A 14,728-nucleotide genomic window follows, 5' to 3' on the forward strand; every position below is an offset into this window, starting at 1 on the left:
CTTGTTGTTAACGGTTTGTATATGAAACTTAGCGTGCAAAAATATACTACATTTCGAGTTTATCACAGAGCCATTTTTTTATATTTTGTTTTAACTTTTCATTTTATAGCCAAGTCAAGAAGATTTGTCGGACTTGGTTATAAGCTCTAAACTTTGTGTTAAGCACCAAATCCCGTATTAATTATAGCTTTTGTTAGATGCTTTTTTTAATCATTATTTTTATCGCTAATTAGGAGAAAGATTATTCGGGTCAATATCATTAAAAGCATCCTTAATAGTTAATTTATATTGAAAAGAATCTTTAATGATTATCGTTTTAGAATAATTTATAAGTTTATTATCTAAACTTAAAGTGTCTATTCTATTTAAGCTGTGAACTATATATAAGTAATTTTTATAATCTGTAATTGTATATATTAACGATAATTTTCCTTTTTTGGTTATTTTTAATTTGTAGCTATCCCTATAGTTATCCTTAGAGTTAATAGTTGACAATTCATCAAATATTTTTTTTGGTAAATGAGGTCTATTTTCATTATAATGCCATAAATCTAACAAAGCGTATGAATTGTCATTTGGAGTGATTAAGGAGTCTAGAATAACATGTTTATTGTTTTCTAAAAATTCAAAAACTTCTATTTTTTTATTTAATCTGTCAGAATTTTTAATTTGGTTATATTCATTTAAGAGCACACTTTTTTTAATCTCTTCCGAAGCAGGTTTTTTGGGAAATATTACAGCATAGCCAATAACGAGAAGTATAAGAATAATGGGTACTACGAGTATTATTAAACATCCTCTTTTTAGGAAACTTTTGTTTTTCAAGATTTGATTTTTAATTGCATGTAAATTCTCGTATAAGAAACGTAGTGCATAATAATCGATACGTTTCGGATCGGTATTAAGCCAAATATAAATATTTTGCGTTTATCATTTTTCGTAAATGCCAAATTTATAGTTGGTGATTTTGCAAATACACACAGACCTTTTGATTAATCTCAAAAAGTCTTATGTCTTCTTATTCATTGTTGTAAAATGTTTTTTGCCGCCATAAATACCCAAAGATTAATATGATTATTATATAAAAAACATTAAAAATCATAGCATGCAAAAACTCATTTTGAGCTTCTGAAATAGATAATAAGGTACCACCAAAATGATTATTACTTGCATGTAACAATGCTCCTATAAAAATAGAATAACGATTAAAACCAAGATATGCTATAATAAGTGAAAGTGCTATACCTACTAAAGGATAAGTAATAAAAGCTTCTATATATGGATGATTTGGGAAATTATACCCTTGTAGTGCAATAGGCATGTGCCAAATCCCCCATATTAATCCTAATATAACTACTCCTTTAAATGAGCCAAGACTTCCAATTAATTTTTCTTGTAAGTAGCCTCTCCAACCTATTTCTTCTCCCAAAACAAGAAATACTGTAAGAGGATATCCGAGTAATAATAAAAGTGTAGATGTTAAAGGTGTACCTATCTTAGATATATCTGGAACTGTTCTAATATTTAATAATACCTGTGTTGAAATAATGATTCCAAAGTATATAATAGGAATCAGAAAAGCCAAAAATGAACTTTTGAAAGATGGTTTGAAAAACTTCAAATCTTTCCAGTTACCTCCTTCTTTTTTGTTCAAAATGAAAGCTAAGATCGCAGGAATAAAAGCATAAATTAACATTATAACTGCATTAGCAATTGGATTTGAAAAGTCAAAAATTGATGTAGTTGTGAATCCAAATGTCCAAGAAATCCCTAGAACTAATAGGGTGTATCTTTTTACTTTTTGAATAGGATGAATTGAGTTGGGCGAATTAGTCTGTTCGCTATTTATTGTGTACATAGAATATTGTTTATTACGATTAAATGCTAAGCAAATGAACGGATAAACAATATCTTAATCGACTCATTGGAAGCTTTGAGACCTTTTATTAAGTTGCTTTTTGAATTCTATTGGTGTTATTCCAACTTGTTGTTTGAAAACGCGATTAAAAGTAGCTTTTGAATTAAAGCCTGAATCAAAAGCAATGGCAAGTAACGTCAATTTCTCAGTAGCACCTTCTTCTAATTTTCTTCTAAAATAATTTACACGATGGGTATTAACGTATTCATAAAAATTAGAATCTAAACAAATGTTGAGCAAGTGAGATAATTTCTTGTCTGATATATCTAGAATAACTGCTGTTTCTTTTAAAGAAAGGTGTTGCTTTTTGAAAAGCTCTTGTTCTTTAAATACGATCTCTAATTGAGTTTTAAGTTTTATAAATTCTTTTGATTCACAATTGAAAAAAGATGTAGTTTTGATTTTTTGTTGTTGAGAATTTTGCTCTTTAATAGATGTTAGCGAGACTTCTGAGATTAAGAAGACATGCATTTGGTTTATTCCGTAATAACCGATGTACCAAATTAGCAAAACTAAATAGAAGAGGTTTGTATATACTAATAAATAAATAGGATAGGCAATGAGCAAAAGCCCACTAATCACGTCTATGACTAAGAAGAGAATAAATCCTCGAATCCAAGTAGAAAGCCATTTTAAGTCTAATGTATTTATATTAGCATAATTGTTTTTAACCAATCTTCTATAACGTTTCAATAGCTTATGGCTTAGAAAAAGGTAGTAGCCTAAGTGTAAAATACTTAGAAAAGGGATTAAGAATGAAATGATTTGAAAAACACTTGTTTTATTGTCTAAAGACAACCCAAAAGCATATTGAGGTATACTATAGATAAAAAAAGCGATCCCAAAAGGAAATAGGCTTTTTATAAATCTTTTATAATCAATCTCAGATGTATAGATGGTTTTGATATATTGGAAAATACAAGTTCCTAAGGCAAAAGGAGTAATAACTCCTAATGGCGATATTATGTTAACCAAAAAATCCCATTTTAGATACGATGAAGCATAGGTAATAAACAAGAGTAAAAAGGCTAAAAGATTACTAGCTAGAATTTTATTAGCCTCTATTTTTTTCCAAGTCCTACTTAACAATAGAATTAGGAAAAGAATAGTACTAATTCCAGAGTAAGTCAAAAAGATAGCGAGGTCTTTCAAAATAGCGTATTTCTTTTTTAATGTTTTACAACGGTTAATGTAAAATGCGTTTTAATGTATTTTTACATAGTGTTGTATTTTAGTTTTTAATTTCCATACTTTCATCTATCCACTCTAAAGTATCCCAATTTTTGTTTTCTAACATATTCATAGCCTTTTTATATACCTTAAGATGATTCTCATGATTATTAGATAATATGTTTGAATATGCGTTATTTGGATTGTTCAGTTCATTAATTGCATATTGCAGGTTAGTTTTAGCTTTTTTTGTATCTCCTTCACAATACAACATCCAAGCATAATTATAGTAATCTTCTGGATGATTAGATTCTTGATTAGAGATATCAATATGTGAAGTTTGAAATAATTTACTTTCTTTAGTTATAAAGGATAAAGAAAAAAGTAAGATAATTATTCCAAGTACTGCTTTACTAATAGAAAATACGTCTTTTTTCTTTAAAATTATAAATAAGGCGGTAGCTATTGTTAAAAAAGCTGAAATGATTAGTCCTTTTGAACCTGGCCAAAACAAGACTTTAAAACAATAAGTTAAGCTACAAAATCCAATAGTTGCAAATAGAATCGATTCAGATATTTTAATCTTTTTAATGATTGAGTATATTAAAATAGGAATCGAAATAAGAAGCAAAATCTGACTTCCAATAATTATCATTGAATTACCAAAAGGCCAAGTCATTAGTCTAAATAGGACTCCAAAAATTAGTGGAATTGAAATTAACATCATTACAGACTCTATTCTATTTTGTTTCTTTACAAAAGCTATAATACTATAAAATGGAATTAAAATAACCATAATCAACACTCCTAATATTATTAGTTCATTACCACCTCTAAATGGAAGTAATGTTCTAGAAACTATGCCTAAGAGTGTTAATCCAAAAGAAAATAAGAGAATGTATTTGAGTATTTTCATTATTCGATTTTTTTAATATTAATTACACACAACGGTTTGTATGAACGGTATCGGATTTTTACTCACGAACCTTTGTTTTATGTTTATACTTTTGCTTTATTATTTAGACCGTTATTACTTGTACACATTGTTAGCCGTTGTTTTTCTTCATCATTTCAGTTCCGAACGTTTTGATCTGATCAATAATTGGTAAAACACTCTTTCCATTCTCTGTTAGGGAATATTCCACTTTTGGCGGAATCTCTTTGTAAGCCTTTCGATTCAGGATGCCAAATCCTACGAGTTTTTTCAATTCTTGAATGAGCATCTTTTCACTAATTTCGGGTATTAGTCGTTTAAGTTCTCCAAAACGCCTTTTATCAAGTCCAATTTCCTTTACCACCAACAAACTCCATTTTCCACCAATAATTCCCAATGCGTGGCTAACGGGGCAGTCAGAATATTTTTTTTCACTTTTTTTCATCTCTATGAGCCTGATATTCAGTAATTTTTACTTGTAGGTTAGTACCATACTTTTAGGTAGGTACTTGATAAAAGTATGGTAAATATATAATTTTGCCTTTGAATTTTAAAATCAATCATTATGTCAAAGAAAGTTTTTGTTTTAGGTGCTAGAGGTATTCAAGGTTCAGCAATTGCTAAGAGGATCATTTTGAATGGTCATACTGTAAACACTTTATCATCCGATACAAACAGTGCGGAACTCTTGGACGGAATCGAATCTTATTCAGGAGATTTGAGTAATAAACCTTCTATTGCAAAGGCCTTAGAAAATGTTGATGTTGCTATTTATACTTTCCCGTTGATTTTTGATATGGATAAAGCTACATCATTTACTCAAAACTTTATTGATGCGGCCAAACAGCAAAATATACCGTTTGTTATTTTCAATTCAAGTTTTGACCTCCCTGAAAACAAAATTAGTTTTTTGGGTATGGATATCAAATATGAGATACAGAAGCAATTTGAAAAGTCTGGACTGGAAGTATTGACATTAATGCCAGATATTTATTTAAATAATCTTGCTGCTCCCTGGTCAATACCTTTGGTTGTCGAAAAAAATATTTTGCCTTACCCAATAGAATCAGATAAAAAAGTTCCGTGGATTAGTCATCAAGATTTAGCTCGATTTATAACTTCTGCAATTGAAAAACCTGAACTTGCTGGACAAAAGTTGCCAATTGGTGGAACTTTATTGTCAGGAGAAGAAATTGCAGCATCTATTTCGGATCATTTGGACCAAGAAATCAAATTTATTAGCTTAAAACCTGATGATTTTGAGAAGCAACTAATACCTGCTTTTGGTGAGTTGAATGCAAAAGAGATTTCTAATTTATATCGTTATGTTGAAAAGGAAAGAGAGCATTTGATTCATAAGTCTTTTTCCAGAACTCAAGAATTGCTTGGTATTCAACCAATGACTATAAAACAATGGGTTGAATCAGTGGATTGGGTCAGTTCTAAGTAATAGCTAATGTTTCATGTATGAAACGTAGCGTGTAAAAAGATACTACATTTACGGATTAACACAGAGCTGAATTTTTATATTTTGTTTTAACTTTTTAGTTTTAAAGCTAAATTAAAAGTTTAGCGATCTTCGTAAATAAGAACAAATCTTTTCATTTTGTACTTATTAGCTATTTTTTATACACCTTATTATCTTATGTTTTTTTATTAATCCAGTTCAAAATTTTTTCAGACTCAACAAAGTTTGCAATTACTTTTTCTACTCCCATATTCTTTAACTTTCGATTTTTTTTAAAGTCTACGCCAATAAAGTCAATTCCAAGTGTCTGAGTTGTTTTATAGTCCCAGAGTCCATCTCCGAAATAAGTAATAGATTCAAATTCACTGACATTATTTTTTTTCAAAGCGTCTTTGATTACGAATTCAATGATTTCACCTCTTTTGTAGTGATCGTTTGAAGATTTAAAAATGTAATCATTTAAATTTAGACCAACTGAATTACATTTTAATTCAGCAGTTTCTTTCCAACCACCAGTTGCAAAACCAATTTCAAAATCTGGTTTAATTGAAATCAGTTTTATAAATGATAAAGATTTTTCAATTTCAGTAAATTGTTGAGTATGGTTTATTAATAAGCTCTTGAAATATGATTTTATATTTTCTATGTCTTCTTTTTTTGGTTCTCGATTAAACCATTTTTGAAAAATTTCAATTGTCAATCCAGTATCGGTTACATTCTTAAAATCATTCCAGTCCACATTGGTTAAGTCAATTTTAAACAAATCTTTAAAAGTTTTAATAAAGCACTTGTCATCTGCATTTACAGAATCTAAAATTGTTCCATCTATGTCAAATATTATTAGTTTCATTTAATGTTGGGTAACGTTTAGCTATGTTCATTGTAGAATCAAAAAATCATTAGTTTTCGAACAAGCACTTAGTCAAAGTTTATATTTTGTTTTTATATTTTCTAAAATACTAAATTTAAATCTTTGGCGACAAACCAAATAGGCGAGGGCTTTTCGATTAAACCTAAACTCCGCATTATCGCATAGGTGTTGTTACCCAACGTTTTTTATTCCAATTCTGTCTTCAATCCAATCGTGGAAATATATTACTAAACCAATAAAGAGATGGAAACCAATTAATATTTGTCCTAGTAATTCTTCTGAACCTCTAGAATACATTCCAAATAATCCTATGAGAATATGATAAGCTGTCAATAAGAAAAGTCCAGCATTAGATGTACTATTCAAAACCCAAAAGATTAATATAAGTTGAATTGTTAATCGACCAATTTGAGTCGGTAGTCTTTCTCCTCCGATTTTATTGTAAACTAAAATCATCAAAATGATTTCAACTATGACTGTTAAAACTATGGCTGAAATTAAAACGGGTCTATCTTTCATCTACTGTCTCTATATAATTTCTTCCTATGTTGGTGTTTATATTTCCACATTCTTTATCTTAATTTACCTAAAAACTTATTCAGTTCGTGTCTAATTCCACCAAGTTCCCAATTCACATCAAATTTTTTCTCAGGTTCGTTTGAGTTTAGTGATTTAGTTACATAAAAAGGTCGAGCAACTTTGCAATGTAGCATTGGCTCGTTATTTATTATTTTTGGATAAAAATCTGCTGTATGTGAGGTTTTTAAAAAGTATCTAATTTCGATTATGGTTTTATTCGGTAATGATTTATATATGTATAGGTTTATGTCATAAAGATTTTCATAAATTACAGTCAATTCAGCTACAATTTCGCTCAACGATTTGGGAGATTTTTTGTCATTAACTCGTTTCCGAATTTTAGCACGTTCAAAATAATTCTCCCCAACAGTTTCGTCAATTTCCGACATTATATATTCACAGTTTCTCGATATTTTATTCCAACAAATATCAGTTGCCATATCAATAAGACTTGATGTAGCATCTGAAATTTTATTTTCGAGTTCTGTTTTTTTCATAATGTTGTACAACGTCTCGTATAAGAAAAGTAGTACATAATAATCGATGCGTTTCGGATCGGTACTAAGCCAAATATAAATATTTTGAATTTATCATTTTTCGTAAATGCAAATTTTATAGTAGGCGATTTTGCAAATAGATACAGACCTTTTGATTAAGCTCAAAAACCCCTGTGTTTTCTTATACATTGTTATCTCTTGGCTTTTTATTTCGGTTTATTATCAGTTTGTTAGAATCGTTGGAGTATTGAATTAAGAATTTATGATTACTTAACACTTGAGTTGCTTTGAACATATTTACAGATTCATTGTTCAGAATAGTTTTTATTTTAGTCAATGAGTCTGTCGTATTAATGAATTGTAAAAGATAGTAGTTGTCGATTACACCAAATTCAAGATTATTGTTAATCTTAATATCTAAAAATTGTCCAGTTTTTTCATTTTTAAAAGAGCATCCAATTCCATGAAAATGATAATTCCATTCATTATCTATTTGTCCTCTTTGTTTATTATTTTTTTTAGTTTTGAATTCGTATAATTCACTAGGATTATTTAAATCAATTTTGAATTTAATACTCATCGTATTCATCAGATGATGAGCTGTCTTGTCAAAAAGCTCGATAGAGTTATAAAATTCGCTAATATTTTCAAGCACAATTTGGGTAGAAATACTTTTACCTATAATAAGCGTGCTTTTGTGTTTAATCTCACTTATACAGAAATTTGGCATTTCATTTTGTAATCGAATAACGTAATCATTTTCGAAATTCCCTGATTCAAGCTTTATTGTCAAATTTTTAAATTCAGAAAGTAACTCATTCAATTCACTTATTTCAGGTAATTCATTTTGAGATTTTACTATCAGATTTTTATTCATAGGCTTGAAGATAACGTTTAATATATGTGTCGTAGCAGGGTAAAATGTTACCTTGTTTGTTGATTTTTCTACGAATTGGCGGCTAACTTTTCCATTCAGTAAGCATTATGTCTTACCAAATACACAAGAACCATTCGATTCATAACTTAGCTGCTATGATAACATATATCGTGTTGTAGGTAGTTTATTTATTATAATTTAGTTCTTTGTATTTATAGATATAATATATAGTGACTATCGCAATTAAATTCACTCCGAAAAACATATTATATTCAGATTCTGATACTCCAAGAACAAATGACATTCCTGGTTGAATATCAACCTCCAAACTTAATTCTTCTGTAACTATTAATCCCAAAGATAATAGGGTATAGTATTTGAAGCCATAACTAAAAATTTGGAATTTTATAATTTGAAAAGCTTGATTAATAATAGATAATAATATTCCATTTTTTTTCTCCTTTAAGAATAAATATCCTGCAATTATTGAAAAGGCAGCAAGGAACAGCAAAAATATTTGAGTAATAGTTTTAAATTGAAACGGTGAAATAAAAAAAGAAGATAAAATTAAGAACACTCCTCCTACAATTTGATATATTCCGACAATCTTTGGTGTTAGTTTAAGAATTTTTTGATTCCTTTTTTCATTTAGTGTTTTTTGATGAGTTTCTTTGCTAAGTCGTTCATCAAAAATTTCTTTCCTAATTTCCTCTAATTTTATATCCCTAGATTCGGCTACGTCAATGACAGCGTCTATAGCATCTTTTTGGTACTGGTGTCTTTTTTTAAGAATAGCTATCAATTCCTTGTCCGGTAATTCGTTCATTCTTTTTTTAAAAGATTCTTTACTCATAAATCTGTTCTAAAAATTTGACGGTCTTTCCAAATAATACTAAACCTGACGATTTAACATTTAATAATTATGTTTTATACACCATGTTGTACACAGTGCTATTTTTTTATTCGTCTAAAAACTCCTTCATAAAACTGACCAGTTTCAACATCTTTTTCTGAGAACTGAACAGATTTCATATGATATTCATCATCATTTATCCATTTGTAATTATAAATCCGATAAGTTCCTTCTGGTTCTCCTTCAAAAAACAGTTTTAATTTAACGTCTCCGTTTGCGTTAATTGTTCCTTTTCCATTTCCAGCTCTTATAGTTCCAAAACTTGATAAATGATAAATTTCCTTTGTATTTGGATTATAAGACCAAAATATATGTCCATTAGGTTGAGGTCCGTCGATAATTGATAACAAACTATTGTCGGTATTTATTTCTTGTGAGGTAGTGTGATGATTTGGAATTTTTATAGTTTCAGTTCCGTTTCCCCAATTATGAGTCCAATCATCATTTTTGAGAGTCCATTCTCCAATGAATTTTTCAAATGGATTTTGTTTTGTTTCTTTTTTAGTTCTACCATTAGATTCAAATTCAATCGAGGTTTTTTGTGTATATCCAGTTAGTGAAAATACTGCAAAGATTAGAAATAAGATTTTTTTTATCAGCTTCATTATTTAGGGATATTATTTAAGTCTTACATTGTGTACAACATCTCGTATAAGAAACGTAGGGCAGGTGATAAGCGATACGTTTCGGCTTGGGACTAAGCCAAATATAATATTTTTCGACTTTATAAATATACACAGGCTTTTCGATTTAACACAAACGCTCTATGTATTTTATACCTTGTTGCCTGCTGGCTTTTTTTGTATTATTAATTCACAATCAGAATCAAAAACATTAGGTTCTTTACATTTTAGAATCAATTTTGTGTTGTTTTTCAATTCCAAAGTTATTCTACTATTATTCAAGTCAGGTTTACAGAATATTCGACTAACAATTTGATCTTTTAAATCAAATTTATCTGTACAATCAATAAAATGATAAGAATCATCCTCGGTATCTATTTCATCCCAGTTTTCCCAAAAACCATATCCTGCATCCAAAAAATACTGATGCCAATTTCTGTTTTTTACTTTAATATGAATAATAATTGGTTCTTTAGTCTCTGGATTTTCACATACAATCAGTTTCTCAATTTTTAATCCATTGAATTCATTAAACTCAAAATGTGAATCTTGATATAATCTACCGCGTGGTTCTTTTTTCATAATTTTTTGTCAAACCATTTATTTCCGCAATGTCTGCATTGTTGTGCTTTTGGGGTTCTTGCTAGTTTTCCACAATTTGAGCAATTATTTAGAATATTAGGATTGTCTTTTAATATGCGTTTTGCTATTCTTTCTTCTGCAAGAGTTTTTCCTAAAGAAACTAAGTCATTTACTTTTTTGTCTTGAAATCCGTAAAGTAATTCCATTTTATATTCAACTAATGCATTTTTTCTTGTTACTATCTCTCCGTGTTCCGTTAACCCTAATCTAATCAACACTTTGATTTCTTCTTTAAGCATCAAATCTCGGCATTGTTCGAGTAAGTATTTTTTCAATTCAGATTTCATTTGAGTTTTTCAGCTTTCAGGTAACGTTTAATATATGTATCGTAGCATAGTAAGTTGTTACCTTGCTTTTCGATTTTTTCTGCGCATTGGTTGCTAACTTTTACTTTTTGCAAGCATTGCGTCAAACCAAAAATACAACAGCCATTCGATCTATCAATTAGCTGCTATTGTATATATAGTGTTGTGCGATCGTTATTTATTTCCAACCATTAATTTCGCAATTTTATTCGCATTATCAATTCCGAGTTCCACTAAAACTTTTGTTATTTGATTTTCAAAATCGTTAAGATCTTTCCGACTTGATTTAATTTCATTGATTAGTATCTGTTTTGAGAATTTATATTTTTCGGATAACTCCTTAAAATCTTCTAAGCAGTCTTCTGTATAATCTGAAAGGACTATACTATCAACATTCCGTTTACAATATACCCAAGGATGGCCAATCCATAGTTGCTCCCATTGATTTAGTTTTGAATTTTCGATTTCTTCCCAATGGTTAACATTAGATATGTCACCGCAACAAGTCGGTTCAATAATTATGTTGTCATTTTCTATAATTACAATTCCACCAAATAATGGTTCGATATACTCCTGTACATTTGATAAGTCAATATCTTTTAATTCCTTTTGAAGAATAATTTTTAATTCGGAATCACCAATATTGTTTATGTCAACCAAATATGAACCAAGTTCAATAGGTTTTAGATTTTGTAGATTACTATCCGAAATACACTTGTACCAGAATTCATTCCATTTCTGAGGATTTTCATCTCGTGAAACATCTGGAGATTCATAATCATTTTCGGTATAATCCCAAGGTTCAATTTCTATTGTATTTAATAACTTCATTAAATATTTCAAGAGTTTGGTTTAATGATGCACAACGTTTAATACATGTGTCGTAGCGGAACAAAATGTTACCTAACCTTGGACATTTCTGCGCAGATTTTATACTTTAATTCAGCTTTAAAATCACTGCGCCATCATAAATATGCGAGAACCAATCGATTAATCGTTAATCAGCTGTGATCACATATATATTGTTGGCAATAGTTTTTATTTCCTTTCCTTTCAGATCACCAAGATTTTCAGTTTCTTCACTTTGGTATATTCTATAAATCTTTATTGGTAAAGTATCGTTAGGTGGTTTACGTAAATATGCGTTTTTTTCTGAAATTTCATGTTTAACTGTTACAGATAAATATTGAGTTATTATTGAATCTGAAATTTTTTTATCGGCAAAAACTCTTATATGAAACCTGCGGTCATAAAACTTATCATGCCCATCTATTTCAGTTCTACCATTAGGTTTAATACTGTCTTTAAATTTTATAATATCAGACTCTATATAATTTAAGTTTTCAGAGAGTTCTGTTCTTCCAATAATCTTATTGTCTGAATTTGTCATAAACACTTTAAGTCCGTATTTTCCTTTAGTTTTAATAAGTTCAACAGAATTATCTATGGGAAGTTCAACAGCATATCTTTTATTGATGTATTCTAAATAGTTTTTTGTTCTTAGTAAATTAAGTTTATTTTCTCCAAATTGATTCACGAATACGCCGAATAGAGTATCCTTATCTTTTGACAGTTTATAATGAATAGTGATTTTATCTTGAATTCTATTGGGACTTCCTAATGAATCCCATATTAAAAAAGGGTAATCAAATTCAATTTTTGACTTATTAGCTTTCCAAGTTACTTTTTCATATGGATCCGCTGTTAGAATAAGACTATCAGGATAAAAATGCATTCTAGTTATTCCGTTATCTTCTATTCCATACCATTTCCCGTTTAATTCTTTTTCAAATGAGTTTTGTCCACAAGAAAGAACCGAAATAATAATTATAAAGTTTAATATGTAAATCAAGTTTTTCATAATTATTGTCAACGTTAAGTATAACAATCATGGTCTGCCAAAGGTGACTATGATTTGTTATACAGTGTTACCATTATTTTTTACTTCAATTTGATAGACATCCACTCATAAAATGGGTACTCATCTTTATGATTTATTACATCTGGTGTTTCCATATTCTCCTTGACTAATCTAAGATAAGAAACAATATTTTTTTTCTTTCCAAAAGTTTTTTCATCTTTTGGCTTTATGAGTACATTTTTGGTTTTTATGTTATCAATCGAAATTTCATCGTCACATTCAATTAAAAGCCAATCTTTTTCTCTGCCCAATTCTACTCGTTTTAATACTCTACCATTGATTGGAAACCGATTTTCAAATTCAGTCTCATTTTTTATAGGGAAAAACTCTATTTCTTTATTTACCAAATGAGAAACAACAGTTAACTTATAAATTCCAAGATATGCTAAAGGAATCAAATATATTCCAATATGTAGATTAGTGTTATTACCGATCCCAAAATTCAACCCTAACTTTAAATTTATTATTTGATTAGTATTAAGAATGGGAGTTTCTTTAAAGAATCGTATTCCATTTTCAAGTAATTCTATATTTTCCGAATAAACAGCTGGAAATTGAGAAAATACCCAAATTTTAAAGAAAAGATTTGGATTGCCCTTTTTTAAAAAGAATATAGCTACACCAATTAATCCAATTATTGTGGTCAATAATCCGAATATATTAATTGATGTTATATACTTTGAAAAATTAAATAAACTCAAGAGAATAATAAGAATGGGAAGAATTAATTCTTTTAGATGTCTGTTTGTAATCATTTTTTTTAATTAATACACAACGTTTAATATATGTGTCGCAGCAGGGCCAAATGTTACCTTGCTTTTCGATTTTTTTGCGTATTGATTGCTAACTTTTACTTTGTGCAAGCATTACGCCATTGCGAATATACACTGTCCATTCGATTAATCACTTTGCTGCTATGATCACATATATAGTGTTGTGATACGTTTTTTCTGTTTTATTTTCAGATAAGCAAAAGAAAGTAATAGCATAGTAATAAATCCAATGAGTCCTAAAAAACCTGCCTCAGGTCCATATTCGCCACCTGAAAGCAAATCCGATTTTTGATTCTCGATTATATATAGTGAATTTATGGCTTTGTTGCCACTCATCGTAAACCCCAACAATGTTTGAGTAAAATTCCAAGCAAAGTGTAATCCGATTGATAAACCTAAATTCTTTGTAATTGCAAATGGAATACACCAAACAATTCCATTTATTGTTAGTAATACAATTGAATGAATCGACGCATTGTTATTACTAAAATGTGCTAGTCCAAACATTACAGATGATATTAATAGTGAAATCAAAAATGTCATTTTTTGAGATGTTTTTTTTGATTTAAATCCATCATAAAGATTGGTATATAGATATCCCCTAAAAAAAGTTTCCTCCAATATACTTACAAGGAACATTTTAAAAGCGAAGAGTGATATTAATGACAATTTTAAGGTAGATGTATGGTCAGAAACAATTATAATTCCAGTTATCTTGCCAATAAGTAATATGAGAATAACTGAAAAAACTCCGATTAGAATTCCAATTAGTAAATTTGAAAAAGTTTCTATTTTAAATACAAGACCGTATTCTGAAAAACTTCTTTTGTCAAGATATTTAGAGTTGATATATAGACCAAAAATTAATATAAATACAGCTCCAACAAATTGTAGATATGAATTATTAATTAGAGTAAGAGGTAAAATCGCAAGAGATATAAGTAATATGAAAATCAGTATTCTCCAAAAAATTCTTATTTGTTTGTTCTCATTGAAAAATAATTCTTTAATATTCATTTAATTTTCAGCTTGTCTTTTAATGTTGTACAACGTCTCGGCTATGGTTAGTACGGGAATTAAAAGTAGTAAACTTTCGATTAAGCACTTAGCCAATTTTTTTTATTTTGCTTTATCTTTTCGTTTTAAAGTCAAATCAAAAGATTTGGCGTACTTGGTTAAAAAGCACTAAATTTTGGGTTAAGCACCAAAACCCGTATTAATTATAGCCATTGTTAGG

General features: G+C 29.0%; 18 protein-coding genes. 1 reads left to right on the forward strand and 17 read right to left on the reverse strand.

What is annotated here, in order from left to right; translation table 11 throughout:
• Positions 1-225 precede the first annotated feature (225 nt).
• The 5 genes from QBK95_RS19430 to QBK95_RS19450 all read right to left on the reverse strand — a co-directional run bounded on the left by QBK95_RS19430 (position 226) and on the right by QBK95_RS19450 (position 4,467).
• Entirely contained in the window at positions 226-825 is a 600-nt protein-coding gene (locus tag QBK95_RS19430) for a hypothetical protein (RefSeq protein ID WP_280936216.1), read from the reverse strand.
• 193 nt (positions 826-1,018) lie between these two features.
• Positions 1,019-1,858 carry a CPBP family intramembrane glutamic endopeptidase gene (locus tag QBK95_RS19435; RefSeq protein ID WP_280936217.1) on the reverse strand — a complete coding sequence of 280 codons (840 nt, stop codon included), beginning with the start codon at positions 1,856-1,858 and terminating at the stop codon, positions 1,019-1,021.
• Positions 1,859-1,921: 63 nt separating this feature from the next.
• The gene (locus QBK95_RS19440; RefSeq protein WP_280936218.1) at positions 1,922-3,070 is read right to left on the reverse strand and encodes a helix-turn-helix domain-containing protein; all 1,149 of its coding nucleotides are present in this window, start codon (positions 3,068-3,070) and stop codon (positions 1,922-1,924) included.
• A gap of 79 nt (positions 3,071-3,149) precedes the next feature.
• Positions 3,150-4,004 carry a tetratricopeptide repeat protein gene (locus QBK95_RS19445; protein WP_280936219.1) on the reverse strand — a complete coding sequence of 285 codons (855 nt, stop codon included), beginning with the start codon at positions 4,002-4,004 and terminating at the stop codon, positions 3,150-3,152.
• A gap of 130 nt (positions 4,005-4,134) precedes the next feature.
• The gene (locus QBK95_RS19450) at positions 4,135-4,467 is read right to left on the reverse strand and encodes a winged helix-turn-helix transcriptional regulator (RefSeq protein WP_280936220.1); all 333 of its coding nucleotides are present in this window, start codon (positions 4,465-4,467) and stop codon (positions 4,135-4,137) included.
• Positions 4,468-4,587: 120 nt separating this feature from the next.
• Here QBK95_RS19450 and QBK95_RS19455 point away from each other — a divergent pair, with 120 nt between their 5' ends.
• Positions 4,588-5,472, forward strand: coding sequence for an SDR family oxidoreductase (locus QBK95_RS19455; protein WP_280936221.1), 885 nt, complete (start codon positions 4,588-4,590; stop codon positions 5,470-5,472).
• A 193-nt stretch (positions 5,473-5,665) separates the two neighbouring features.
• Here the strand turns inward: QBK95_RS19455 and QBK95_RS19460 are convergent, their stop codons facing one another.
• From QBK95_RS19460 to QBK95_RS19515, 12 genes are all read right to left on the reverse strand, one after another.
• Positions 5,666-6,340 (reverse strand): HAD family hydrolase, encoded by a 675-nt coding sequence (locus tag QBK95_RS19460; RefSeq protein ID WP_280936222.1) that lies wholly within the window; start codon positions 6,338-6,340, stop codon positions 5,666-5,668.
• Positions 6,341-6,532: 192 nt separating this feature from the next.
• Positions 6,533-6,880 (reverse strand): hypothetical protein, encoded by a 348-nt coding sequence (locus QBK95_RS19465; protein ID WP_280936223.1) that lies wholly within the window; start codon positions 6,878-6,880, stop codon positions 6,533-6,535.
• A gap of 53 nt (positions 6,881-6,933) precedes the next feature.
• The gene (locus QBK95_RS19470; RefSeq protein ID WP_280936224.1) at positions 6,934-7,437 is read right to left on the reverse strand and encodes a hypothetical protein; all 504 of its coding nucleotides are present in this window, start codon (positions 7,435-7,437) and stop codon (positions 6,934-6,936) included.
• Between the two features lie 181 nt (positions 7,438-7,618).
• Entirely contained in the window at positions 7,619-8,314 is a 696-nt protein-coding gene (locus QBK95_RS19475) for a DUF6896 domain-containing protein (protein ID WP_280936225.1), read from the reverse strand.
• A gap of 184 nt (positions 8,315-8,498) precedes the next feature.
• Positions 8,499-9,140 carry a hypothetical protein gene (locus tag QBK95_RS19480; RefSeq protein ID WP_280936226.1) on the reverse strand — a complete coding sequence of 214 codons (642 nt, stop codon included), beginning with the start codon at positions 9,138-9,140 and terminating at the stop codon, positions 8,499-8,501.
• A 125-nt stretch (positions 9,141-9,265) separates the two neighbouring features.
• Complete coding sequence (locus QBK95_RS19485) at positions 9,266-9,832, reverse strand: hypothetical protein (protein ID WP_280936227.1); 567 nt, start codon at positions 9,830-9,832, stop codon at positions 9,266-9,268.
• Between the two features lie 168 nt (positions 9,833-10,000).
• Positions 10,001-10,432 (reverse strand): hypothetical protein, encoded by a 432-nt coding sequence (locus QBK95_RS19490; RefSeq protein ID WP_280936228.1) that lies wholly within the window; start codon positions 10,430-10,432, stop codon positions 10,001-10,003.
• Positions 10,429-10,779 (reverse strand): hypothetical protein, encoded by a 351-nt coding sequence (locus QBK95_RS19495; RefSeq protein WP_280936229.1) that lies wholly within the window; start codon positions 10,777-10,779, stop codon positions 10,429-10,431. The genes QBK95_RS19490 and QBK95_RS19495 overlap by 4 nt, the downstream gene beginning before the upstream one ends.
• A 192-nt stretch (positions 10,780-10,971) precedes the next feature.
• The gene (locus tag QBK95_RS19500) at positions 10,972-11,628 is read right to left on the reverse strand and encodes a hypothetical protein (protein ID WP_280936230.1); all 657 of its coding nucleotides are present in this window, start codon (positions 11,626-11,628) and stop codon (positions 10,972-10,974) included.
• 166 nt (positions 11,629-11,794) lie between these two features.
• Positions 11,795-12,658 (reverse strand): hypothetical protein, encoded by an 864-nt coding sequence (locus tag QBK95_RS19505; protein ID WP_280936231.1) that lies wholly within the window; start codon positions 12,656-12,658, stop codon positions 11,795-11,797.
• Positions 12,659-12,738: 80 nt separating this feature from the next.
• A complete protein-coding gene (locus QBK95_RS19510) occupies positions 12,739-13,365 on the reverse strand; it encodes a hypothetical protein (protein WP_280936232.1) in 627 nt (208 codons plus the stop codon).
• Positions 13,366-13,638: 273 nt separating this feature from the next.
• On the reverse strand, positions 13,639-14,508 hold the full coding sequence (locus QBK95_RS19515) for a CPBP family intramembrane glutamic endopeptidase (protein WP_280936233.1): 870 nt from the start codon (positions 14,506-14,508) through the stop codon (positions 13,639-13,641).
• Between the last annotated feature and the right edge of the window lie 220 nt (positions 14,509-14,728).

Origin of the sequence: Aquimarina mycalae (assembly GCF_029906345.1) — a bacterium.
GTDB lineage: Bacteria > Bacteroidota > Bacteroidia > Flavobacteriales > Flavobacteriaceae > Aquimarina.